General features: G+C 57.6%; 20 protein-coding genes. 12 read left to right on the top strand and 8 right to left on the bottom strand.

Annotated elements, in window-relative coordinates:
• Positions 1-94: 94 nt before the first annotated feature.
• From CO671_RS02955 to CO671_RS02930, 6 genes are all read right to left on the bottom strand, one after another.
• A complete protein-coding gene (locus tag CO671_RS02955) occupies positions 95-802 on the bottom strand; it encodes a TfuA-like protein (protein WP_097604256.1) in 708 nt (235 codons plus the stop codon).
• On the bottom strand, positions 799-1,974 hold the full coding sequence (locus tag CO671_RS02950) for a YcaO-like family protein (RefSeq protein ID WP_097604255.1): 1,176 nt from the start codon (positions 1,972-1,974) through the stop codon (positions 799-801). Before CO671_RS02950 ends, CO671_RS02955 begins: the two co-directional genes overlap by 4 nt.
• 42 nt (positions 1,975-2,016) lie before the next feature.
• The gene (locus CO671_RS02945; protein ID WP_010030628.1) at positions 2,017-2,229 is read right to left on the bottom strand and encodes a hypothetical protein; all 213 of its coding nucleotides are present in this window, start codon (positions 2,227-2,229) and stop codon (positions 2,017-2,019) included.
• Between the two features lie 21 nt (positions 2,230-2,250).
• A complete protein-coding gene (locus tag CO671_RS02940) occupies positions 2,251-4,095 on the bottom strand; it encodes a peptide antibiotic resistance protein (RefSeq protein WP_097604254.1) in 1,845 nt (614 codons plus the stop codon).
• Between the two features lie 9 nt (positions 4,096-4,104).
• On the bottom strand, positions 4,105-4,530 hold the full coding sequence (locus CO671_RS02935) for a helix-turn-helix transcriptional regulator (protein ID WP_010029858.1): 426 nt from the start codon (positions 4,528-4,530) through the stop codon (positions 4,105-4,107).
• Positions 4,531-4,760: 230 nt separating this feature from the next.
• Positions 4,761-5,393, bottom strand: coding sequence for a class I SAM-dependent methyltransferase (locus CO671_RS02930; RefSeq protein WP_097604253.1), 633 nt, complete (start codon positions 5,391-5,393; stop codon positions 4,761-4,763).
• A gap of 520 nt (positions 5,394-5,913) precedes the next feature.
• Between CO671_RS02930 and CO671_RS02925 the strand changes: the two genes are divergently transcribed.
• Positions 5,914-6,762, top strand: coding sequence for a DUF6030 family protein (locus CO671_RS02925; protein ID WP_097605051.1), 849 nt, complete (start codon positions 5,914-5,916; stop codon positions 6,760-6,762).
• Between the two features lie 47 nt (positions 6,763-6,809).
• Here CO671_RS02925 and CO671_RS02920 read toward each other — a convergent pair whose 3' ends face one another.
• Complete coding sequence (locus CO671_RS02920) at positions 6,810-7,184, bottom strand: hypothetical protein (protein ID WP_010033696.1); 375 nt, start codon at positions 7,182-7,184, stop codon at positions 6,810-6,812.
• Between the two features lie 204 nt (positions 7,185-7,388).
• Between CO671_RS02920 and CO671_RS02915 the strand changes: the two genes are divergently transcribed.
• From CO671_RS02915 to CO671_RS02865, 11 genes are all read left to right on the top strand, one after another.
• Positions 7,389-8,462: an endo-1,4-beta-xylanase gene (locus tag CO671_RS02915; RefSeq protein WP_097604252.1), complete on the top strand. Its 1,074-nt coding sequence runs from the start codon at positions 7,389-7,391 to the stop codon at positions 8,460-8,462.
• A 31-nt stretch (positions 8,463-8,493) separates the two neighbouring features.
• The gene (locus CO671_RS02910; protein WP_097604251.1) at positions 8,494-9,645 is read left to right on the top strand and encodes a glycosyltransferase; all 1,152 of its coding nucleotides are present in this window, start codon (positions 8,494-8,496) and stop codon (positions 9,643-9,645) included.
• Entirely contained in the window at positions 9,645-10,151 is a 507-nt protein-coding gene (locus tag CO671_RS02905) for an acyltransferase (protein ID WP_097604250.1), read from the top strand. The genes CO671_RS02910 and CO671_RS02905 overlap by 1 nt, the downstream gene beginning before the upstream one ends.
• Positions 10,148-11,050: an exopolysaccharide glucosyl ketal-pyruvate-transferase gene (pssM, locus tag CO671_RS02900; RefSeq protein ID WP_097604249.1), complete on the top strand. Its 903-nt coding sequence runs from the start codon at positions 10,148-10,150 to the stop codon at positions 11,048-11,050. Before CO671_RS02905 ends, pssM begins: the two co-directional genes overlap by 4 nt.
• 151 nt (positions 11,051-11,201) lie before the next feature.
• A complete protein-coding gene (locus tag CO671_RS02895; protein WP_097604248.1) occupies positions 11,202-12,704 on the top strand; it encodes a lipopolysaccharide biosynthesis protein in 1,503 nt (500 codons plus the stop codon).
• A gap of 31 nt (positions 12,705-12,735) precedes the next feature.
• A complete protein-coding gene (locus CO671_RS02890; RefSeq protein ID WP_097604247.1) occupies positions 12,736-13,767 on the top strand; it encodes a polysaccharide pyruvyl transferase family protein in 1,032 nt (343 codons plus the stop codon).
• Between the two features lie 12 nt (positions 13,768-13,779).
• Positions 13,780-14,601 (top strand): galactosyl transferase, encoded by an 822-nt coding sequence (locus CO671_RS02885; protein WP_097604246.1) that lies wholly within the window; start codon positions 13,780-13,782, stop codon positions 14,599-14,601.
• An 81-nt stretch (positions 14,602-14,682) separates the two neighbouring features.
• Entirely contained in the window at positions 14,683-15,627 is a 945-nt protein-coding gene (locus CO671_RS02880; RefSeq protein ID WP_097604245.1) for a glycosyltransferase family A protein, read from the top strand.
• Positions 15,628-15,753: 126 nt separating this feature from the next.
• Entirely contained in the window at positions 15,754-16,638 is an 885-nt protein-coding gene (locus CO671_RS02875; protein ID WP_097604244.1) for a glycosyltransferase family 2 protein, read from the top strand.
• On the top strand, positions 16,635-17,618 hold the full coding sequence (locus tag CO671_RS02870; protein WP_097604243.1) for a glycosyltransferase: 984 nt from the start codon (positions 16,635-16,637) through the stop codon (positions 17,616-17,618). The genes CO671_RS02875 and CO671_RS02870 overlap by 4 nt, the downstream gene beginning before the upstream one ends.
• A gap of 24 nt (positions 17,619-17,642) precedes the next feature.
• Positions 17,643-18,983: an O-antigen ligase family protein gene (locus CO671_RS02865; RefSeq protein ID WP_097604242.1), complete on the top strand. Its 1,341-nt coding sequence runs from the start codon at positions 17,643-17,645 to the stop codon at positions 18,981-18,983.
• A 429-nt stretch (positions 18,984-19,412) separates the two neighbouring features.
• Here the strand turns inward: CO671_RS02865 and CO671_RS02860 are convergent, their stop codons facing one another.
• Positions 19,413-21,509 carry an acyltransferase family protein gene (locus CO671_RS02860; protein ID WP_170964916.1) on the bottom strand — a complete coding sequence of 699 codons (2,097 nt, stop codon included), beginning with the start codon at positions 21,507-21,509 and terminating at the stop codon, positions 19,413-19,415.
• Positions 21,510-21,693 lie beyond the last annotated feature (184 nt).

Here is a 21,693-nt window from a genome sequence, read left to right as displayed (position 1 = left end):
CTCCAACGAATTGAAGGAACAATACGCGGGCTGGCGTGGCCAAGCCCGTGAAAAAAGCGTGACACAACTCCCGGTGACGATTGCTGCATTCGATTCACAATGCAGGCCGTGTAGGAAATGCGGCCTCGTGCAGTTTCCAGGACAAATCGGCATTCACGCGGATATCTGCGGCTGCCTGCACGGCTTTCAATAACTCCAGCGCATCGATGCGTTTTTGATCGACGGAATGCGCGACAAGGGCCGAAAATAGTTTCGGACGGTCCCGCGCGGCTATGCCCGCGCATTGCTCGATGATCGCCCGCCACGTCCGCCTCTTGAAAAAGATCGCGCTGGCGGCATTTTCAAGCTCCCGGCGCACGCCTCCTGGAAGCAATTCATTCCGTTCCATGGCATCGAGCGTGGCGCTGACATTGACCAGCGGCACCGTCAACGGTTTGCTGCCGAGCGCGCTCGGCGCGTGCACGAGCGCGACGGCGGCATCATCGACCAGCCGGCCCGACCGGTAGTCTTCGAAAATGCGGCCGATCCCGATCATGCCGAACGGATGGCATTCTGCAGCCCGCAGCGCGCCCATGCTTGCCGCCCCCAGCACCGTCACGCCAAGCGAGAGCGCGCGGAGAATTTCCTTATGCCAGACCGGCGCGGCATATTCGAAGCCACCGTCGATCAGGCCGATGACATTGGCACCCTGTTCCGCCACAGCCAGAACATCCCCCTGCGTCGCAGGCGGCAGGACACGTATCGCCTCGCCGGCAAGCGCGGCTGCGTCGGGAAGACTGGGACCTGCGAAAATGATCTTCAAAAGCCGATCGCCCTCGCCAGCGCCCGTGTTCCCAACCGCCGGGCACGCTCCCCTTCCGGATTTTCGAGCGCGGGAATAACGACCTTGACGACGCTGAAGGGAAGCGTGTCCTCGCTGAGGCGCACGGCGATGACCGAGCCGATCCCTTTTGTCCGCAAAGCCTCCAGAACATGCTGCAGCATCTGCGTGAGATTCCGTGGCCGATGTTGCGGCGCTGGGCCCGGCGATCCGGGAACCGCGTCGAAGGCTCGCCGCATCAGCGGCGGCAAGGATCTTGTAAACGTGGCCGGAGAAATGTCGTCCCTGGCTCCGCTGATATAGGTGAGCCGCGATTGCACGGCTTCCGTTACCGCCCGAATGGCCGCGCGCACGGGAGACGGATGGGCCCCCGTGCCGCCTGTCACCTCGACAAGGCGGATGTCCCTGCCGCCGCGGCGATGCCGCGGATCCGGAACGCAGTCCCCAGGGCCCAGCATGGCGGTGAAGCAGGGAATGGCGAGGTCGCTGGTGATATCGAAGAGCCTGAGCGTCAATCGCGACGCTTCGATCTTGTCGATCAACCGGCCCAAGGCGCCATCCTGGAAACCGCGGGGATCGACGCAGCCGGCATAACGATCCGCTTCCGCGCTGACTTGCCACAGCACATGCGCGTCCCGCTCGATCCGCTCGAGCACACCGTGAAAAATCGCCTCCTCGAGGTTGTTTCCCGAGGCCAGGCCGTCTGATGACATCCAGTATCGGGCATCGCGCGTACGGTCGAGCACCACCGCTTCAAAGGGGATATAAATCTTCCTGCCGGTGAGAATATCGATGCCGGCCACCCAATCCGTCTCCTCGTCCGGCCCGAGGTCGGGTTTATGGATGGCGATCAGGCAGTCCAGCGTGTCGATCTTGTGCCCCATCGCCCGCAGGCCGGACGCGCTGCTGCGGAGCCGATCGACGAACGGTTCGCCGGCAACGGCCCGTTCCAGGGCTTCCATGACCGTGGACACTTTGGCATCGACATCGGTCAGGCCTTTCCCCTGAGCAATCACGATTGATCGCGAATTCGGGGTATATGCACACCAGACGGGGACCCCGATGTCGTCGAGCCCGGTATGTCGCGCCACCCTGGTAACCCCGAATCTGGCCAACAAGGGCTCGACGCGGGAAAGGGTTTCCCGCGGCGAAATGATCCTATCGGAATATATGGACTGGTCCGTCAGAATGCCGGCTCAGCCGTCGACGTGACCGGAAAGAGCGACCTGCGCCGACGAAACGGCGACAGCCAAATCGACGCCCTTCACGAATGTACCACCGGCTTTGCGAAGGCTGCTCGCAGTCGCCAAATCCCCCGTCGGATTGAGCGGCGTAACCGTGCCCGCGTTGAGATCGGCGAGCCAAAGACCAGCCTCGCCCGGTATTCCTATAATGACAACTTTCGCCATGTAAATGCCCCTAAGTTATTGTTAAAAACCGGCCTTCAACAGGCCCTCCCGATACAGCTCTTTTTGCCAATGCTCCTTGAACGGAACGATGGCGAGCCACTTCTCGACGTCGAAAACCGGGTTGATGCTTTCAGCACGCTGACGATGGAAGAGCGCCCGTTTTCGATCGCCGATCATTGCGCAACTGGCCGCGGCGATGCGATGGGCCGGCGCTTTGTCTTTCATCGCCTCGACATAGGCGATGGCCTCCTCATACTGTTCCAGAAAGAAGCTCGCTCCCGCGGCACACCAGAGATAGGCGTCAGGCGCGATCGGATTGAGCGAAATCGCTTTTCTGATCTTGGCGAGCGCATCGCTGGGGCGGGATGCATGCACGAGCGTGTCGGCATGGCTGTAGATGACGTCGGCAAAATGCGGGCTGAGCTCCTCCGCCAGATGAAGTGAGGCGACACTGGCATCGACATCGCCGAGATAGAGTTTGGTGACGCCAAGCTCGCGATGGCCCGCCGCCGACGCCGGATCCCGCTCGATCGCCCGAAGCGCATTCTGCTCTGCCAGATGCAGCAGCTCGTTGTTTCCCTGCGCCGTCACGAGCCATTCACTGGTGAAGGTTCTCGCCAGTCCGGTAAATGAGGCGGAGAAATCCGCCTTATGCGACAGCGACTGCTTGAACGCCTTCCGTGCCCGGCGGATATGCGGCAAGGTCAGCTTGCTCATCAAGCTCGAGCCGACGAGGTAAGCGTGATAGGCCCCAGGATTGGCTTCGAAACGTAACCGCTCCTCCTCGTTTTCAGCCAGCTCGCGGGCCACCGACTCGGTCAACTGCTGGGCGATCACCCGCCTGTGGCGCGGCAATGTAGCGCGCGTCATCGCAAAGCGGTTGGCCCAGATGATCTCATCCGTAGGAAAGTAGATCAGCTGCGCGAACAACCCCTCTTCCGAGAGTCGAGTGTCCAGAAGATAGGCGATCGAGTGCCGTGCGACTACCGCCGCCTTCTCGGAGTCGCGGCGGATCTGGCCGGCCGTATGCGGCGCGACGATGGAAATGTTTCGAAGTGCGCACAGTTCTATGGTGACGTCTTCGATCAGGGCGGTGGCAAGGGCAAGTCCGGCATCGGCATGCTTGGCTGTCGGGGGAAGCAACACCAGACGAGGCAGGATCAGCGGCGGCGCCGATATGCTTTCGATGTCGGCCGGCTGGCCGCCAGGCTCGGAGCGCTTCAACTCCACTCTTGGATGGCCGTCGCCATTTGCCAATCTCTCGGAAAGCGACGAGCCGCGGGATATCTGGTGCAGCAGCGCCCTCACCTGCTCGTCATTCGGATCCCGCTCGAGGATTTGCAGGGCGGCGCTCGAAATGATGCGCGCCGCGCCGGGCTTCTGCACCTCGGGCAGCGCCTCCAGCAATGCCTGGCGTAATTGCAGCGCCTGGGCGTCCCGCTGCGCCCTGATCCACGCATCTATCGGCTTTGTCGCCGGCTTGATATTTCCGATGAAACCGCGCTGGGCCAATTCCGCGATCGCCTGCAGCCGATCCAGCGGTGCACCGCCTGCCCGAAAGACATCCAGATCGCTGGAAACCGCCTGCATGTTGAGCCGAACCGTCGTGGCCGTGAAATCGAAGGCTATCTCGGCGCGCCCGCTGTCCATCTCGCGGATGCGGGACAGCATTTTGCGCAGGTTGAGCCGCGCCAATTCCGGCTCGACGTCGCTCCATAGAAACTGTGCCAGTTCATAGCGGCTGAGCTCAGGGCTCGCCCCGGCATAGATATGGGCCATCATCAACAGACCTTTGATCGGATAGCGAACCAGCTCGCCATTCGTCTCGGTCAACCGCAGATCGCCAAATGTCTGCAGATGAAGCACGATCCATCCTCAGTTGTGCACGACCGGGTCCTGCAGCTCGCTGTCGATGTCGGGCAAGCCCGAAACCGCCAGGCTTCTGGCCAGCGCCACCAGTTTTTGCCTGATATTCGGATCCTCAATGGCGATAAACGCCTTGTTGAGCGCCAGTCCTTCCTTCGACGACAGGAATTTGTTCAACTCGCTCGTCTCACCTTCGATCGGTCCGGAACCGCCGTTCTCGAAGAAAAAGCCGACAGGCACGCGAAGAATCTCGGAAATGCGCTGAAGACGGCTGGCGCCGATGCGATTCGTACCTTTTTCGTATTTCTGAATCTGTTGAAAGGTAATGCCCAGAAGTTCAGCCAAACCATGCTGGGTCATCCCGAGCGTCTTTCGCCGAACTCTCACGCGGTTGCCAACATAGACGTCGATGGAATTCGGCGATTTGGCCTTCATGTGAATAAGTCTCCCGCTTTATCAGCACGCCCGCTGTATAATGGAGAATTTGAGCAAAAATGCAACTAAAAGTAAATATTTTGTAAGGATTTTTTTCAGCGCCGCGCACAGTGGAAACAACCTGTGGATTACCGCAGGCGCGTACCATGACACATATATATAAGGAGTTCCTTATCAAGAAAGTCAGAGCGGGGACGGATTGTCGAAATCGGCCCCGCAGCCCTGTCTCCCTAAAGAGGCTTTTCAGCCACGGCGATCATCGACTTGGCAAGAGCAGGTATCCTTCCGACATATTCGAAACGAATACTGCGGAAACCGGCATCGAGCAGCAGCGTGCTCAGGGTGTTTCTCGACCAGAACTTGATATGTCCATGATCCCTCAGCGGCATGAAGTGATCATCCATCTTCCCAAGCGCCGCCAGGGCGACATTCTTCAGATAGCCGTGATAGGGCGTCGATACCACGGCGATGCCGCCAGGCTTGACCAGATCATACATCGTCGAGGTGAATGCCTTGGGATCATAGACATGCTCGACCACCTCCAGGCTGATCACAGCGTCGAAGGTGCCGTATTCCCCGGAAAGCTCGTCATAGGCCGAACCGACACTCAGCGGCAGCCCGGGGTAATTGACATTGGCCTTGGCGATGCCATCGCTTGAAGGATCGACGCCGACGACGCGATATCCCTTTTTCGCAAGAGCTGCGGCCGCCCCGCCCGTGCCGCAGCCCAGATCGAAGACATCGGCCTTCGCCGTACCGGCAAAATGGCCCTCCAGCACTCCAAGTACAGCTGGCAGGATGTAGGAATGCGCGGTTGTCGGTTTGGCGTGGATATAGGTGGTCGCGTCCAGTTCGACGGACATATCCTTCTCCTTCTGCAAGTGCGCGGCAGACCCTATAGAAAAATACGTCGAAAATTGGGTAAAACCCGGCAAAACAGGATGTAGACCAAGAATATAACCTGTAGTTTTGTAATAAGAAATTTAACCTTTGCGCGAAGATAAGACAAAGATGGCAGCATCAACAGATGACTGTACGCACTGAAATTGAATCGGATCCGGCGATTCTAAAATGCCGCCAACAACAGCAAGAAGAACCCGCAGAGGCTGAGGAGCAAACCAGACTGCGGCGACCCGCTTGCCAGTCACGGCCATGGATCATCCGCGATCTTCGCCGTTGCCGCAGGGTCGGCGCATAGGAGAGTATCAAGTCCAGGGAGCTCAAAACGCTTCTGCCAAAATAGGAAGCGCGCGCTTCCTGCCGATGACACGCCCAACGGGTCAGAATGCCGAACGCAAGCCAAAGATATTTAACGGATGGATGTATACTGCTGGATCAAGACTACCCGATCGAAACCCTTCTCGCGTATCGGAGAAGATGAGCTTGCCCGAGAATTCGTCGCCCGCATATGTGAAACGGCCAGTGGGAAAACCGCGGATTCCCGTGGTCTTCTGGTTGCTGCTGACGGTTTCCCTCTCGCTCATCATGGGAACTGTGCTTCTTTCCAACGACATGAAGCACTTGAGAACGATCGATCGCTATTTCGGCTTCGGTCTCTTTTCATATGAGGTCAAGCCGCCGCCGCCAAAGGCGCTTCCCCGCCCGGCGCCCCCGGTCTCCGTCACGCTGCCCTTGCATGCCACCGAACCGCCTGTGGCGCAGACCGCATCAACCTTTCTCCGGACGTGGCGCGTTTCAGGAGCCGCAATGTGCGCGGCCCTGCGCAACGCCGGCATTGAAACCAGCGAATGGGCGGCAGCGAGCTTCAACGCCAATACCTTCGAATGCTTTTTCGAACACAGCGGCAAACGTGAAAAGGATCAGCTTCCCAGTTCCATCTTCGTCATTGTTCGCGGCGACGCTGCCGGCACGATCAACAACATGCGCGTGAAGATCGTCAATCCCGAGACTGACCAATATGGCCAGCTCGACCCGAACATCCTGCGGATTTTCGAGGTCATGCTGAGCCAACCGCAATGGCTGGACTTTCATGAGGCGTTGAACGCAATCAAGAATCTGCGGGACATCAAGGAAGACGGCTTCGGCGCCAGCATCACCTTCAGCCGCGAGGTGCTTAATCCGGATCGTTACAATTTTACGCTCTCGCTGGATGCGGCCTCGGGACCCCAGAAGAGAACGAGAAACTACTTTTCCGACAGAACCTGGCTTCCATCGCCGGAGCCGATGATCGGGACCGACCCCGCGCAACCGGCGCCGGCATCAAGGCAATAAAATCGGGAATGAGCAGCCGCGGACGCGGCACGCCATGAACCGGCCTATCAGGCCATGCGGCTTGCATCGTCGTGATGCCGGGCCAGAATTTTGTATAGCTCTTTCAAACTGTCCCCGCTCGGTCGTTCGCTGCCGTCACCGCCGGCCAGGCGCCACACACGCTCGACATGCAGATCCTGCGTGACCTGGGCAAGGTCGTTGTTCAGCAGGCGAATGGCATCCGCCGATCGACCCAGCCGCCGGGACATCCCCACGAGCGCTGCCAGGAGGATGACGAACACGCCGAAGACCCCGGAAACGACGGCTGCGAACCACAGGTCATCGAGAACAGCGAGAGCGTTTCGAAGGGTCGCCATAAAAAAAACGGCATTTTGAAATGCCATATGGAAAACGCTCATCACGTAGCTGAACCAATCTTCCATCACGAGCGTCCTCCGGGAAGATCTATATCTTGGCACAGGCTGAAAAGTCTAGCGGATACTCACAGTATTCGCTCCTGGGAAAGTATATTTGAGGTTGCATTACTCCACCAAAGCAAACGCAACTCGGGACGGAACCGCCGCAAGCCGACCCGGCAGCCGCAAGTTCGGTCGCGGACATGAGAAAAGCCCACAGCGAGGGATCGAATGAACAGAAGAGGGTTCCTCGCTTCGCTTCCGCTCGCGCTGTCTTGTGTCCAGGCGGGCGCGGTCCTGGCCAGGGTGCCGGCGGAAGCCGGGCTGCGCGCGCTTGCCGACAGCAAATCGTTCCGGTTCGGATCGGCAATCGACCTGAAAAATATCGGCGATCCGGGCGCCCGCGAACTCTATGTCGAGAACGTCAATTCGATAACGCCGCGCAACGAATTGAAGTGGAAAGCGACGGAAAAGAGCCCCGGCATCTTCTCCTTCGCGGGCGCCGACAAGATGGTTGCATTCGCGCAAAAAAACAACATGAGGGTTTATGGGCATACGCTGATTTGGTATCGCGTCCCGGACTGGGTATCTGAGATCACCGACGCGCAAGCGCTTCGGACGGTCATGAACCGTCATATAAAACAGGTTGTCGCTCGCTATAAGGGGTCGATCGATGCCTGGGATGTGGTGAACGAGCCGTTGGAATATGATGCGCCCGACCTGCGGAATTGTGTTTTCCGACGCCTTCTCGGCGACGATTATATTCGCATGAGCTTCGATATGGCGCATGAGGCCGATCCGGGTGCGACGCTGGTTCTCAACGAAACGCATCTTGAGAAAAAATCCGCCATCTTCGAACAGAAGCGCGTGCACATTCTCAAAATCGTCGAGGATCTCGTCGCCAGGAAGACGCCGATCAACGCGGTGGGGCTGCAGGCGCATATCCGCCCGGGCCTCGACCGGATAGATCCGGAGGGAATGGGGCGATTCTGCGCGGCTCTGAAGGAGATGGGTATTGGTGTCTATATCACCGAACTCGATGCGTCCTGCCACTTCCTGAAGCACGACCAAGGCTTCACGCAGGCCGCGTACGCCGATATTTTCCGCGACGTGATCACCGTGGCGGCCGAACGCGGCGACTTGCAAGGCGTCACCGTATGGGGCATGTCGGAAAAATACGGCGAGCCCGATGAAACGGGGACCGATGCCGATGGAGCCTGCACGAAGCGCATTAATCTTTACGATGAAAACAACGCGCCGCGCAGTTCAGCTGATGGCATCAGGCAGGCAATAGAGGCGATGTGATGCACAAGACAACGGAGACATCGACAGATTCATGAAAAAGGCAGTTATTTATGTGGAAAAATTTCTGCCTGCCAGCCAGGCATTTGTTCTCAATCAGGCGATAGCGTTTCGTTCGTTCGAGGCTGAAATTCTTGCCGGCACGCGAATTTCCTCGGCCCACACCAAAAAATCCACTGTTCCGGTTCACGACATCCGCCGGTCGCCGATCGCGCGGGCCGGTGAACTTCTGTTGAAAATTCCGCAGATCGGCCTGCCTTTCCTCTTTCCCGCGATCGGCCAGGCCGACCTCGTTCACGCGCATTTCGGCAAGAACGGCTATGTCATCGGGCCCTTAGCGCGGGCCGCCGGCAAGCCGCTCGTGACGACGTTTCACGGATTCGACGCCACCTATCGCGGCGATCCGAAAAAACCGGGCGGCTTCAATCAGGTGCGCTTCTTCGCCAAGGGCCGCAGCGAAATGGCCGGCTGGAACAGCTGGAACATCGCCGTTTCCGATTTCATTCGCGACCGGCTGCTGGCGCTCGGCTTCCGTGCCGACCGCGTCTATCGCCACCACATCGGCATCGATCTCGATCTCTTCAAAATGGAGCCCCGCCCCCGAAAAAAGGGACTGGTGGTTTCCATCGCCCGTTTCGTCGACTATAAGGGCCACCGCTTCATGATCGACGCGCTGTCGCGCGTGGCGGCGACCGGCACACCGGTCGAATTCGTCATGGTGGGTCAGGGACCGCTGAAAGAGGAAATCGAGGCGCTGGCGCGTCGTTCCTTGCCAAGCGTCACGATCCATGAAAATCTGTCGCAGACTGAGATAAGGGATCTGCTGGCCAGTGCAGAGCTTTATCTCCACGGCAGCGTGACCCTCGACAATGGTCACGCAGAAGCGTTCGGCCTCGCCAATCTCGAGGCCGAGGCCGTCGGCACTCCGGTCGTCGCATTCCGCTCGGGAGGCGTAGGCGAAGCGATCGAGGAGGGGAAAACTGGCTATCTCGTGGAGGAGCGGGATGTCGCGGGAATGGCGGAAGCGGTCGGAAGGCTGCTCAACGATCAGGCCCTGTGGACAGCCTTCAGCGCGCGGGCACCGCTTCTGGTGGCCGAGCGCTTCGACATACGTCGCCAAACGGGGATGCTCGAGGACTATTACAGTTCCGTGCTAGACGAATTTTCCAGCCGGGGTCGGACTTGATGGTGCAGACAGGAAAGAAGCCGAAGTGGGGACTGAACGTATTTCGGCCGCTGCGGAACGGAATCGTCAGGGCCAAGTGGCTCTATTATACGAAATTCTGGGGAATGGACATCGATCCGACGGCAAGCTTTTCGCTCAGCGTGCGGTTCGATAAGACCAACCCGAAAGGATTGCATATCGGCGCGGAAACCTATGTCGCCTTCGAAGCCGCGATCCTGACCCACGATCTGACGCGGGGTCTCTATCTGCACACGAGGATCGGCAAACGCTGCTTCATCGGCGCCCGCAGCATCATCCTGCCCGGCGTCGAGATCGGCGATGAATGCGTCATCGGCTCCGGCTCGGTGGTGACCAAGAGCGTGCCGCCGCGCTCGCTCGTCGCCGGCAACCCGGCCAAGATAATCCGCAGCGACATCAAAATCATTTCGCGTTACGGACGCATGGAGCGCGAAGACGAGACGGTTTCGCAGATCGTCACGCACTTGCCGACTGGAGAAGCACGATGAAGATGTTTGCCTACCGCGGGAAACACGAGAATTTTGGCGACGAACTGAACCATTGGCTCTGGGAGCGTCTGCTGCCCGGATTCTTCGACGACGACGAAGGCCAGCTCTTTCTCGGGATCGGTTCGATCCTCTACGACAATTTCGATCCGAACATGCAGAAGATCGTCTTCGGTTCGGGCTATGGCGGCTATACCAACCCGCCGAAAGTCGACGGCAACTGGACGTTCTATTTCGTGCGCGGAAAGAAGACCGCCGAGGTCCTCGGCATCGATCCGAGCTATGCCATGGGCGATTCAGGCATTCTGACGCGCAGCTGCTGGGATGCGAAAAGCATCGAGAAGCGCTATCCGGTCTCCTTCATGCCGCATTACGAAAGCGCTATGTATGGCAGCTGGGACAAGGTCTGCGATCTTGCGGGCATCCATTATATCGATCCGCGCTGGTCTGTGGAAAAGGTTCTGACCGAAATCAGTGCCTCGCATAAAGTCGTCTCCGAGGCGATGCATGGCTGCATCATATCCGATGCGTTGCGCGTTCCCTGGCGGGCGATCCGGCCGATCGCACCGGGCAATCGCGCCAAATGGTATGACTGGGCGAGTGCGCTCGACCTGGAGATCGACTTCGATCCGATCGGCCCGTCGAACCTCGTCGAAGCAGGCGCGTCGCTGGTCCGGAAGAACACATCTCTGTTGAAGAACATCACGTTCCGTCATCGCCGCATCCGGCAGCTGACCGGCAACTATGTCTTCGGCTCGACCGTCAAGACGCTGCAGCGGGTAGCAGAAAAGCCGGGGCAGCTCAGCTCCGATGAGGCGATCGTAAGAGCGCACGAGAAAATGCTGGTCGAGCTGGACCGGCTGAAGCACGATTTTTCGAAGAAAACGGCAAGCGCCCTATGATGTCGCAAACCCGGTTCCTGACGAGGCAAGAAGGCATGATGCTTTCCGACACCATCAACACCCTCTGCTCCCGCAAGGGAGAGCAGCACTCCGGATGGGCGTGCAGTCCGCTTAGATGGTCAATATCCCAGACCTCAGGAGCCGTTCGCCCATGAGCAGCGTTACCGACCGATTGATTCAAGGCAGCATGTGGCTCAGTCTGTCCCGCGCCATCGTCAACGGGCTTTCGGCACTCAGCACCTTCGTGCTCGCCTGGTATCTCGTGCCGGCAGATTTTGGTCTCGTCGCCATCGCCACGACGATCCAGGTCATCTTGAGTTCGGTCACCGAACTCTCGCTCAACCAGGCGCTTATCCGCCACGAGTCACCGAGCGAAACGCACTTCAGCGCGGTCTGGACGTTGAGCGTGACGAGAAGCGCGATTCTCGCGCTGTTGTTTGCCGCCTCGTCCTACCCGATCGCCGAGTTTTATAACGAACCGCGCCTGACGAGCGTCATGCTTGCCCTGAGCTTCAGCCTGCTCTTGAGCGGTCTTGCTAATCCGCGCCGCGTCATGCTCCAGCGCGATCTGATCTTCTGGCAGGAATTCGTCCTCAACGTCTCGCAAAAGCTGGTCGGCTTCGTCGTGACGGTGGCGATTGCCGCCATCTATCAGAGCTATTGGGCTCTCGTGATCGGCACCCTCGCCTATCAGGTGACCAACATCATCGTATCCTATACGGTCCTGCCCTTCTGGCCGCGCATAACCTTCCGGCATGCACGGGAATTGTTCTCCTTCTCGGTGTGGCTGACGGCCGGACAGATCGTCAACACGCTGAACTGGCGGATCGAATATCTGCTGATCGGCAAGATGCTCGGCGCCACACAGCTCGGCCATTACACGGTCGGCAACACGCTTTCGACGCTGCCGACGCGCGAGGCGACGGCGCCGCTGAACCAGACGATCTATCCGGGCTTTTCCAAGGTCCGCAACGATCCGGTCCGGCTTGTCGCGGCCTATCAGCGTGCGCAGGCGCTGTTGGCGGCCGTGGCGCTTCCAGCCGGTATCGGCATGGCTGTCGTCGCCGATCCGATGATGCGGCTTGCCCTCGGAGAGAAGTGGGTGCCCGCGATCTTCATCGTTCAGGCGCTCGCATCCGTCTTCGCCTTGCAGACCCTCGGTTCGCTCGTCCAGCCGCTCGGAATGGCCAAGGGCCATACCAAGATGCTGTTCATCCGCGACACGCAGATGCTGGTGGTTCGCGTTCCCATCATCATCGCCGGTCTCATGATTGGCGGACTTACAGGCGTGGTTTATGCGCGCGTGCTGACGGGCCTGATTTCCACCGTGGTCAACATGCTTCTCGTCAAGCGCCTGATCAACCTGCCGTTCTTCCAGCAACTGGGGGCTAATTTCCGCGCGCTTGCCAGCGTCGCCTTGATGGCCGCGGGCGTCTGGGGATTGTCGCATATATTCAGCATGCCCACCGAGAAGCTGCACTTGGCCCTATATCTCGCCATCCTCGTCATCACGGGCGGCATCATCTATATCGGTTCCAGCTTTGTCCTTTGGCTCGCGATGAAGAAGCCAAATGGCCCGGAAACCGAAGTTCAGCGTATCGTCGTCAAGTTCCTGTCAAAAGCCAAACGTATTGCCGTTCCCAAGTCGGCTTAAAGCTAAAACGAACCTTAACAAGTGAGGCAGAATGACCAGCCTATCCAGATCTGAGCTGATCGCAAAACTCAATGGCATGATCCATGATTGCCTGAAGGACTATGTCTCGCGCGACGAGCCGCTCGCGATTCTCGACTTCCCCGACATCCGCAATTGTGGCGACTCGGCGATCTGGCTGGGTGAGATGGCCTATCTCAAAAATCGCTTCGGCAAGCGCCCGGACTATGTTTCCAGGCTGTACGACTTCTCCGCCGACGAACTGAAAAGGCGCGTGCCCACGGGCCCGATCTTCATACACGGCGGCGGCAATTTCGGCGATATCTGGGTTGCCCATCAGGATTTCCGTGAAGCGATTATGGAGCGCTTCCCCGATCGGCAGATCGTCCAGTTCCCGCAGTCGATCCACTACAGCTCGCCTGAGCGTATCGAACAGTCCAAACGGGCAATCGGGCGCCACAAGAATTTCGTACTGCTCGTGCGCGACGAAGAATCGAAGGAATTTTCCGAGAAACATTTCGACTGCACGGTGCGGCTATGCCCCGATATGGCTTTCGCCATCGGCGCGCTTCCGGAAAGGGCGACGCAAATTCCCGTCCTCGCCATGCTGAGGGAAGATGCGGAACGGGTTGGCGGCACCGATCGCAAGATACCTTCCGATATTCCTGTGGAAGACTGGATCACGGAGTCCAAGCGGAAGGTGAATATCTCCAAGAAGCTTGGCGTAGCTTCCGCCTATCTCGCATTGAAGCCCAGCGAAGTTGCATTGCGCAGGCTGGACGCGGCTGCCCACAACCGATTCGAACGCGGCATCAGTCAGATTTCGCGTGCCCGCGCAATCGTCACCGACCGTCTGCACGTCCATATCTGCTCGCTGCTGCTCGGCCGCCCGCATGCGGTGCTGGACAATAGTTATGGAAAGATTCGCCGCTTTATGAATGCTTTCTCCGGCGGAACGGATCTTTCATACAAGGCAACCTCGCTCGAAGACGGGATCGAGTGGGCGCGTCAACAGGCGGCCAAGGGGCGTGTCGACGAAAAAGAAGCTGTGAGCTTGCGGGCTTAAGGGGGTTATTCGATGCCACTCGTTACCTTCATCATCCCGGTCCGACATCAGGACAATTCCCGCGATTGGAGCAAGCTGAAGGCCAATCTCAGCCAGACCGTGGCCTCCATCTCCAACCAGACCAATGGAGACTGGCGCGGCATCATCGTCGCAAACGAGGGGGCCGACCTGCCTGATCTGCCGGAGAAATTCTCCGCCGTCCGCGTGACGTTTCCGCCAAACGACATGCACGAACTCGGAAAGGGCAGCAAGGAGGACTTCCTCGATGCCTTCCGTGCCGACAAGGGTCGGCGCGTGCTGAGCGGTATGCTGAATGCCGCAGACAGCCGCTTTTTCATGATTGTCGATGACGACGATTTCGTCAGTTCCCGGATCGTTCAATACGTATCGGAAAACCGGAACGCCAACGGATGGACAATCGACAACGGCTACATCTGGGATGACGGCGGCAATTTTCTGCTCGGCCATGACGATTTCAGCCATCTCTGCGGCACCTCCCTGATCATTCGCGCCGATCTCTATGAACTGCCGCAGCGGTTTGAAGACGCGTCGCTCGACTGGATCAAGGCGATGCTGGGCAGCCATGTCCGCATTGCGGATATTCTTGCCCAACGCGGCGCGCCGCTGACCAAGCTTCCTTTCCGGGGCGCGGTCTACCGTGTCGCCCATGGCGGATCGCATAGCCGGGCGCCGAGCCTGATGCGGCAATATTTCCTCAATCGCGGCGTACTCCTTAAGCCGCGCCGGTTGTTGCGCAATTTTCGCAAGCTGAGGGTTCTCGGCAACGGTTATCGACGCGAATTCTTCGGCCGGACGCGGTCGAATCCCGCATAGAGACCGATCCGTCCAATATCGCATAGGCAGCCAAAACATGATGCTTTTCTCTTTCGACTTCACCAAAAGGGTTGGCAAATGATGTCGGATCTCTTCGTCAGCGTGCTCTTTTCATCCTACAATGGCGCCAGCCGCCGTCTGCGCCACACTTTGGATTCCTTGGTGTGCCAAGAGCTGCCCCGTGATCGGTGGGAATTGATTGCCGTCGACAACAACAGCAATGACGGCACGTTTGATCTTTTGAAATCCTATAGCGACAAGCTTCCCATCACCATCCTGCAGCAGCGCAAGCCGGGAAAGTCGGGCGCGCTGAACTTGGCTTTGGATCGGGTGAAGGGAGATCTCGTCGTCTTTACGGATGACGATGTTCGCGCCGAACCCAACTGGCTGAAAGCGATCGTCGATTGCGCCGCTGCCCATCCGGGTTATGGCGTCTTCGGCGGCAGAATCGTCCCCGATTGGGAAAAGGAGCCAAAAGACCCTTTTATCGAGTGGATTCCCATGGGTTCCACCTTTGCGATCGTCGATGAAACGCAAAGCGGGCCGTGCGACCCGACAAAAGTCTGGGGCCCGAATACGATCATTCGGCGAGAACTGCTTGGAACAAGCGTGCGCTATCGCGAAGATATCGGTCCTCTTCCCGGAAAAATATTCGCCATGGGTGAAGATGCGGAAATCATCATTCGCCTGGCGGCAAATGGCGCCAAATCCTATCGATGCGCCGAGGCCGTGGTTCACCATTGGATTCCGGCATCGAGCGTCACGGAGGATTGGGTCCAGAAGAGAGGCGAGCGGCTTGGCTACGGCATGCCGGCGCTCTTTCCCGATGAGGTTCCTGGAGGGGTAAGGTTAAGCGGAGTTCCGCTTCCGACCTGGATCGAAAGCGCGCAATGGGCCTTCCGGGCCGCGATGCTTTATCTCCTGCCGCAATCGAAGAAACGTTTCTGGGCAATCTGGAAATATTACTACATGCGTGGCTATCGCGCCGGAATTCGTCGATATGCGCCTCAGACGCTGGCAAGATGATCGATTAGCCTACTGCATAATTCCTTAAATCGGAACCGATTGGGAATAAAACTGTGCAGCAACTCAAAGTGTTACGGCACCTTTTGCGCATCTGAAAAGACGCGCGGCGCTGTAGGAGACGGTAGTTTGAAACTCTCGGTGCTCATCAACAATTTCAATTATGGTCAGTTCCTGTGCGCATGCATCGACAGCGTTCTGTCGCAGGCCTATCCCGATTTCGAGGTAATTGTGGTCGACGATGGTTCCACCGATGATTCCAGAGAGATTCTCAGCTCCTATGGCGAGCGAATCCTGACCGTCTTGAAGGAAAACGGCGGCCAGGCTTCGAGCTTCAACGCGGGTTTTGCGGCCGCAAGTGGTGATATCCTCTTTCTCCTCGATGCCGATGATGCGTTTCTGCCCGGCAAACTTTCGCGCATCGCCGAGATCTATGACCGCAACGAGATCGATTGGTGCTTCGACCGCGTGACGACCACTGAAGGCGATCCGCCTCCCGCCCAACTGCGAGTGACGCTGTTCGACAAGCGAGAAACGTTGCGCAAAGGCGGCTTTCCATCGCTTCCCGTCCCGACATCAGGCTTGAGCTTCCGCCGCAACCTGTTGTCCCAGATCCTGCCAATGTCTGTCGCGAAAGATGTCGTCCTCAGCGACAATTATATCAAGTTTGCCGCCGCCTATCTCGGCCGCGGCGCCATCGTCGAAACACCGCTGACCTTTCAGCGCATCCATGCGTCGAACCGCTATACGGGAACGAGCAGGGCAAAAACACTGCGCCCGCGGATCATGATCGCGACCGGATTGGAACTGGCGCGCCGCTATGACGGGCTGCATGCGCTCGGCAAGAGCCTCGTAGCCGGTGGCATTGCCGAAGCGACATCGCTCTTGAAACTGAGGAGCGAAGCTCGCAACATCCTGGCCGGCGGTCCGTTCGGCGATGATGCCGCAACCGAAGTGGCTTTGATGGCAGCGCGCAAGCGTTTGGGAAATATGCTGCGCAGAGGACAGTCATGAACCAGCAAAACATTTCTCAGCATTCATCTGCCGGCGCCGATCAACCGAACGCGTCGCCGTTGCGCATTGCCGTCGGCGTACTGACCTATCGGCGTCTGGACGGGATTGCCAAACTGCTCGACGTGATGACACGCCAGACAAAGCATCCGGCTCGCCCCTATCATCTCACCATGGTGATCGTCGACAATGATGCCGCCGGCAGTGCAAGAACAATGGTCGAGGGCTTCGGCGGGACAGACGCCTACGATCTGATTTATGTCGTCGAACCGAACCAGGGCATACCCTTCGCGCGCAACCGTGCCTTGGATTCAGCCCCTGCCGGCACCGAGCTCTTCTGCTTTCTCGACGATGACGAATGGCCGATCGATGGTTGGCTGGACGCGATGCTGGAGACACGGGAGAGAAACGGCGCTGATTGTGTCTACGGTCCCGTCCAGCCGGTCTATCCCGACAGTCCGCCGGAATATTTCATCAAAGCTAGGGTTTTCGAGCGCAAGAAGAACAAGGATGGCCAGCGTATTTCTTATGCGGCCTCGAACAATGTCATGTTCGATTATCAACTCATCCGCTCATGGAACCTGCGCTTCGAAGAGAAGATGCGCTTCACCGGCGGCACGGACTATCTCTTCTTCAATCAGGCTATTCGCCGCGGCATGAAGGTTTTCTGGGCTGACAAGGCACTCGTCTATGATATCGTTCCGGCCAGCCGCATGACCTGGAAGTGGGTGCTGCAGCGGCAATACCGGCTCGGCAATACCTTCGCTGTCAGCGAAGTCCTGCATGGCAACCTCAAGCGCCGGCTCTATCGCGCGGCCTATGGTGCGACGAGAGTGATACTCGGACTGGCCATGCTGCCGGCAATCCTGGTTTCACCCTATTGGGGCATGCGCGCGCTCACCCATGTTCTGCGCGGCGCCGGCATGGTCAACGGGATCCTAGGACATGCATACCAGGAATACAGGCCCGATGCCGCCCTCTGATACTGCTTGCGGGAGTGCCCTCCGATGAGTTTCGGCCATTCTTACGTTTCGGACAAGGATATCAGCGTTCGGCCAGCCGTCCGCCCGCGGCCACGTCGCGGCATCAGAAAAGAAACGCTCGTCCGCGTGCTCCTCACGGGAATGTTCTATCTGACACTCTTGCGGACAACCGGAATGTGGTACGGCTATCCCACAAACTTCAATGAAGATGCAGCCGTTGATCCGTTTCCGCAGAAAATGATGCTGTACAGCCTCATTCCGCTGATCGGTCTTTACTTCGTGCTGGAGCCAAATCGTTTCCTTTCTTATTTTCGCAGGGTACCGATTCTGGTTGTCGCCGTTGCTGTAATTTCATTTCTTTCTCTTGCGGTCTCGATTAGCTTTGGCGCATCCATACGCGGCATTGCCGCTGTGGCCGTTCTGACAATCCCGCCATTGCTTTACAGACATCGATACGGCAGCGTTGAAACCTTCCGGCTTCTGGCGACTTTTGGCATTTTCGCCGCCTTTGCGAACGTTCTGTATACCATTGCCCTTCCAAGATATGCTGTCATGGCAGGATCCTACGCCGGCATGGTAAAGGGCCTGTTCTACCACAAGAACGGCCTCGGTCAGTTTTGTGCCGTCAGTTTCATAACCATGCTCTCGGTAGGAATGCCGAAGGGACCACTGCGCTATAGCCAACTCCTGCGCTGGGCGGCGTTGCTGTTTACCCTCCTCCTCATCGTTGTTTCCAAATCTTCGACGGCAGTGGTTATGGTTGCCATCGGCGTGGCCACGTTGATGGGCTCGCGTATGATGCAAACCGTGAGAAACTCGCTGGCGCGCTCTTTCATTGTTTTCTTCTTCTGCCTCTTCATTGGGGCTGCAGCATCATTTGCCTATCTTGGCGTTGCCCAGATGATTGCAGACGCGTTCGGAAAAGATCTTACCTTTTCCGGGCGCACCAATATTTGGGAACAGCTGATGCCGCTGGTATATGACCGCCCTCTTCTTGGGTACGGTTTCGCTGTTTTCCGTCAACCGGAAGTTATGGAGCAATATGTCGAGTTGACCTTCGATGCGCGCTCCACCCATAACACATACTTGGAACTTGCCCTCAACATCGGGGTTCCGGGAATGATTGCCTGGACAGCTTTTGTTCTTCAGCGTCTGGTTGGCCGTCTCGTGACGATTCAACGTTCCACGGAACTTCGCGCCACGCACTCCAAAGAAGTTGCAATCATTCTTCTGATCGTGGTTGGCTCAATGACGGAGGCGGGAATGATGCTGGCACCGGTTATTCTTTGGCCTTACCTCGTTGTCTCCCTTCCGATAAGCAGATTGAAGAGCGGTGGTTCATCGACGAACGCACCCAGCGGATAGAAGTCTAGAACGAATGATAGACGAGGCAGCCTAAAATCATTCTGTTTCAAATTAAAGTTAGAGCTCTCTGATTTACCTGTCCGTCGAAAAGCCTGTGGGGCGCCACCTGAAATCGACCAGGCTCAAAGCTAAGGTTGTTGCTGCTTAAAGCGCGCCGCGATCTTTCGGAGTCGCCCGTCGTGCACACTCTTCGGCATCATGCTCTCGCGCACCATAAGCTCGCTGTTCTTCGACCTTCAATCCATGGCCTCCAATTTTTCGGAGGTCATCGATGACAGGGACACCTATCGAATCGCCCCTGGAAGGATCCGTTGCGGGATGTGACGACGTGAGTGCCGCCCATTGTTCATGCGGGAAGCGTAGGCGAACTCAGCGGCCCAAATTCCGGAAAAATGGGTACATTCAAACGCGCGATCGGCATTATTCCGCTCAACGCACCGGCGTATCAGTGTCTTTCACAACACCAGTCAGCCGAGACTGCTTATCGGAAAAAGACGTCGTCCTCATCTTCTCCTCATCCTCCACCGGAAGGACCGCCCGGGCAGCAACTTCCGAACCGAGAGTCGATAGATGCTGATTGTCTATGAACAACGGCGCTCCGTCGACAGTGGAAAAACTGCATCGAGCTCGCGGGCAAAGCGCGTCGAAAGGGTCGATCAGGACGACGCCAGGCGGTGATTTCTCCGCGACGCGGGTGATGATATCCCTGACTGGATCCTTGAAATTTGCGACGGCATTCATCGGGGCATCGTACGGTGTCAAATCGCGATCACCGTCGAGCCATCCTCCAAACGCCGACCTGAAGGGTATCGCACGCTGCAGCACCGCACGAACAGGGTTAAAGTTGAACAATGGAACGTCTTGCAGAAGGACGACATCCTTATTCATTGCCCGCAATTGCGCGACCTGCGACGCAAGTGCCGACTCTAAGGTCGGCCCATTTTTATTTTCGGCCTGCTCCGCGCCATCGGCGCCTGGCAGAATGTAGCGGGAGCCGCTCTCTGCTTCACGCATCGGAGCAGACCAGTATCCGGCCAGGATAACTTTCTTGATCGCGTCGTTTTCACGCAGCAAATCCATCACCTTGGCATTATAGGTCGAGCATTCCGCCGCATGGCGCGGGTGGTTGGGCATATAGCGCGTGGCGTCGGTCAATGGCGGGCAGGATGATTTGGTAAAGACGTAAAGCTGGTAGCCCCGCTCTTGCGCGACGGCTCTCAATCCGGGCGCAAGTGCGGCCGCATGGCTGTCGCCAATCAAGGCTATCGCAGGCTCGCCGTTGCCTGAACGTTCGCAGTTGCGACCCATGAGTGGGGAGGTTGCGCCATAGGATACCAGGCACGCTTCACGATCGCCGGCGATCTCTTCAATCTTCGCGACCTGGGGGTTAAATCTCTGCGGGATACCGGCCAGCAGCGCGCTCAGCGCGAAAGGAAGAGCGAAAACTGCCAGGGCGGTTGCATAGCGCCAAAGTGTCCGGTCATCGGAAACACCCGGGCGTCGAAACGGCTTCTCCACGAGATAATACGTCAGAACCGCCAGGATAAATGAGATCCCAACGATGACTAAAGCATTCGATTGCTGCAACGGCCAGACAGACGCGACGCTAGCGAAGCTCAAAAGCGGCCAATGCCAAAGATACCAGGAGTATGAGACAAGGCCGATAAAAACGAGTGGCCGCGAACCGAGCGCAAAAGCAACGATCGAGCTTGGGGTCGCAATCAGCAGCGCCGACCCGAGAACCGGCAAAAGCGCCGCAGCACCGGGAAAAGGTGTGGAATCGTTGTAGACGCAGATCGGCACGACAATCAACATCGCGCCGATCAAAGCAATGGCATTGACGACCGCGCTTCTCCCTCGATCGAGACGCATCCCCTTTGTCTCCATGACAGCGAGGATGCCACCAATTCCCAGTTCCCATGCGCGGGTCGGAAGCAGGTAGAAGGTGAAAGCCGGATTGATCTTTAGAGCTACGACAGAAAATATGAAGGAAAGTACGACAAGCGTTGCGATTGCCGGAAGGATGACCCGCTTGACGTAGCGGTTCAGGAACAAAATGATCCACGGAAAAACCATGTAAAACTGTTCTTCCACGCCGAGGCTCCAGGTCATCAGCATCGGCAGCTGATCGGATGCCGGCGAGAAGTAATTGCTGGAAAGCCAATAATAGATGTTGGAGGCGCCCAACATGGCCGCAATGGCACTGTGCGAAAATTTCCTGAATTCGCCAGGAGACAGAAGCAAAAAACCGATCAAAAAAGAGACGCCCAATACGAAGAACAAGGCCGGCAATATCCGCCGGGCTCGTCGGGCGTAGAATCTTGTGAATTTGAATTCCGATTTTAGAATGTCGCCATAAATATGCCCTGTAATGAGATATCCCGAAATGACGAAGAAAATATCGACGCCAACGAATCCGCCCGTAAATGAGCTCAGACCGGCATGGAATAGCACAACGGAAACGACGGCGACCGAGCGAAGACCATCTATATCGGGACGGTAAGCACGTACGGGATTGTTGTGCATCTGTTTGTCCTTTCGAGGCGATACACTGTCACTCGCGGGGACGTGTTGGTCGAGCCACATTGCATTGCATTCAAAAATGATGCATTGCAATAGCAAATTTTCTCTAGTGCATGGTTCACAAAATGTGAACGATTCGCAACGGCGTGACATCTAACTATGCTGAGATCCCCATAGCAGCGCGTAC

The sequence above is a fragment of the Rhizobium sp. M10 genome (assembly GCF_002531955.1).
Classification (GTDB): Bacteria; Pseudomonadota; Alphaproteobacteria; order Rhizobiales; family Rhizobiaceae; genus Rhizobium; species Rhizobium etli_C.
Note: the sequence above shows the minus strand (reverse complement) of the source record. Positions and strands in the feature narration are given on the sequence as shown.

Bases quoted from the DNA above. Each gene is read 5' to 3' on its own strand.
- CO671_RS02905 (WP_097604250.1), top strand. From the start codon at position 9,645: ATGGTGCAGACAGGAAAGAAGCCGAAGTGGGGACTGAACGTATTTCGG.
- CO671_RS02890 (WP_097604247.1), top strand. From the start codon at position 12,736: ATGACCAGCCTATCCAGATCTGAGCTGATCGCAAAACTCAATGGCATG.
- CO671_RS02880 (WP_097604245.1), top strand. From the start codon at position 14,683: ATGTCGGATCTCTTCGTCAGCGTGCTCTTTTCATCCTACAATGGCGCC.
- CO671_RS02945 (WP_010030628.1), bottom strand. From the start codon at position 2,229: ATGGCGAAAGTTGTCATTATAGGAATACCGGGCGAGGCTGGTCTTTGG.
- pssM (WP_097604249.1), top strand. From the start codon at position 10,148: ATGAAGATGTTTGCCTACCGCGGGAAACACGAGAATTTTGGCGACGAA.
- CO671_RS02870 (WP_097604243.1), top strand. From the start codon at position 16,635: ATGAACCAGCAAAACATTTCTCAGCATTCATCTGCCGGCGCCGATCAA.
- CO671_RS02860 (WP_170964916.1), bottom strand. From the start codon at position 21,509: ATGCACAACAATCCCGTACGTGCTTACCGTCCCGATATAGATGGTCTT.
- CO671_RS02915 (WP_097604252.1), top strand. From the start codon at position 7,389: ATGAACAGAAGAGGGTTCCTCGCTTCGCTTCCGCTCGCGCTGTCTTGT.
- CO671_RS02885 (WP_097604246.1), top strand. From the start codon at position 13,780: ATGCCACTCGTTACCTTCATCATCCCGGTCCGACATCAGGACAATTCC.
- CO671_RS02930 (WP_097604253.1), bottom strand. From the start codon at position 5,393: ATGTCCGTCGAACTGGACGCGACCACCTATATCCACGCCAAACCGACA.
- CO671_RS02920 (WP_010033696.1), bottom strand. From the start codon at position 7,184: ATGGAAGATTGGTTCAGCTACGTGATGAGCGTTTTCCATATGGCATTT.
- CO671_RS02895 (WP_097604248.1), top strand. From the start codon at position 11,202: ATGAGCAGCGTTACCGACCGATTGATTCAAGGCAGCATGTGGCTCAGT.
- CO671_RS02865 (WP_097604242.1), top strand. From the start codon at position 17,643: ATGAGTTTCGGCCATTCTTACGTTTCGGACAAGGATATCAGCGTTCGG.
- CO671_RS02935 (WP_010029858.1), bottom strand. From the start codon at position 4,530: ATGAAGGCCAAATCGCCGAATTCCATCGACGTCTATGTTGGCAACCGC.
- CO671_RS02910 (WP_097604251.1), top strand. From the start codon at position 8,494: ATGAAAAAGGCAGTTATTTATGTGGAAAAATTTCTGCCTGCCAGCCAG.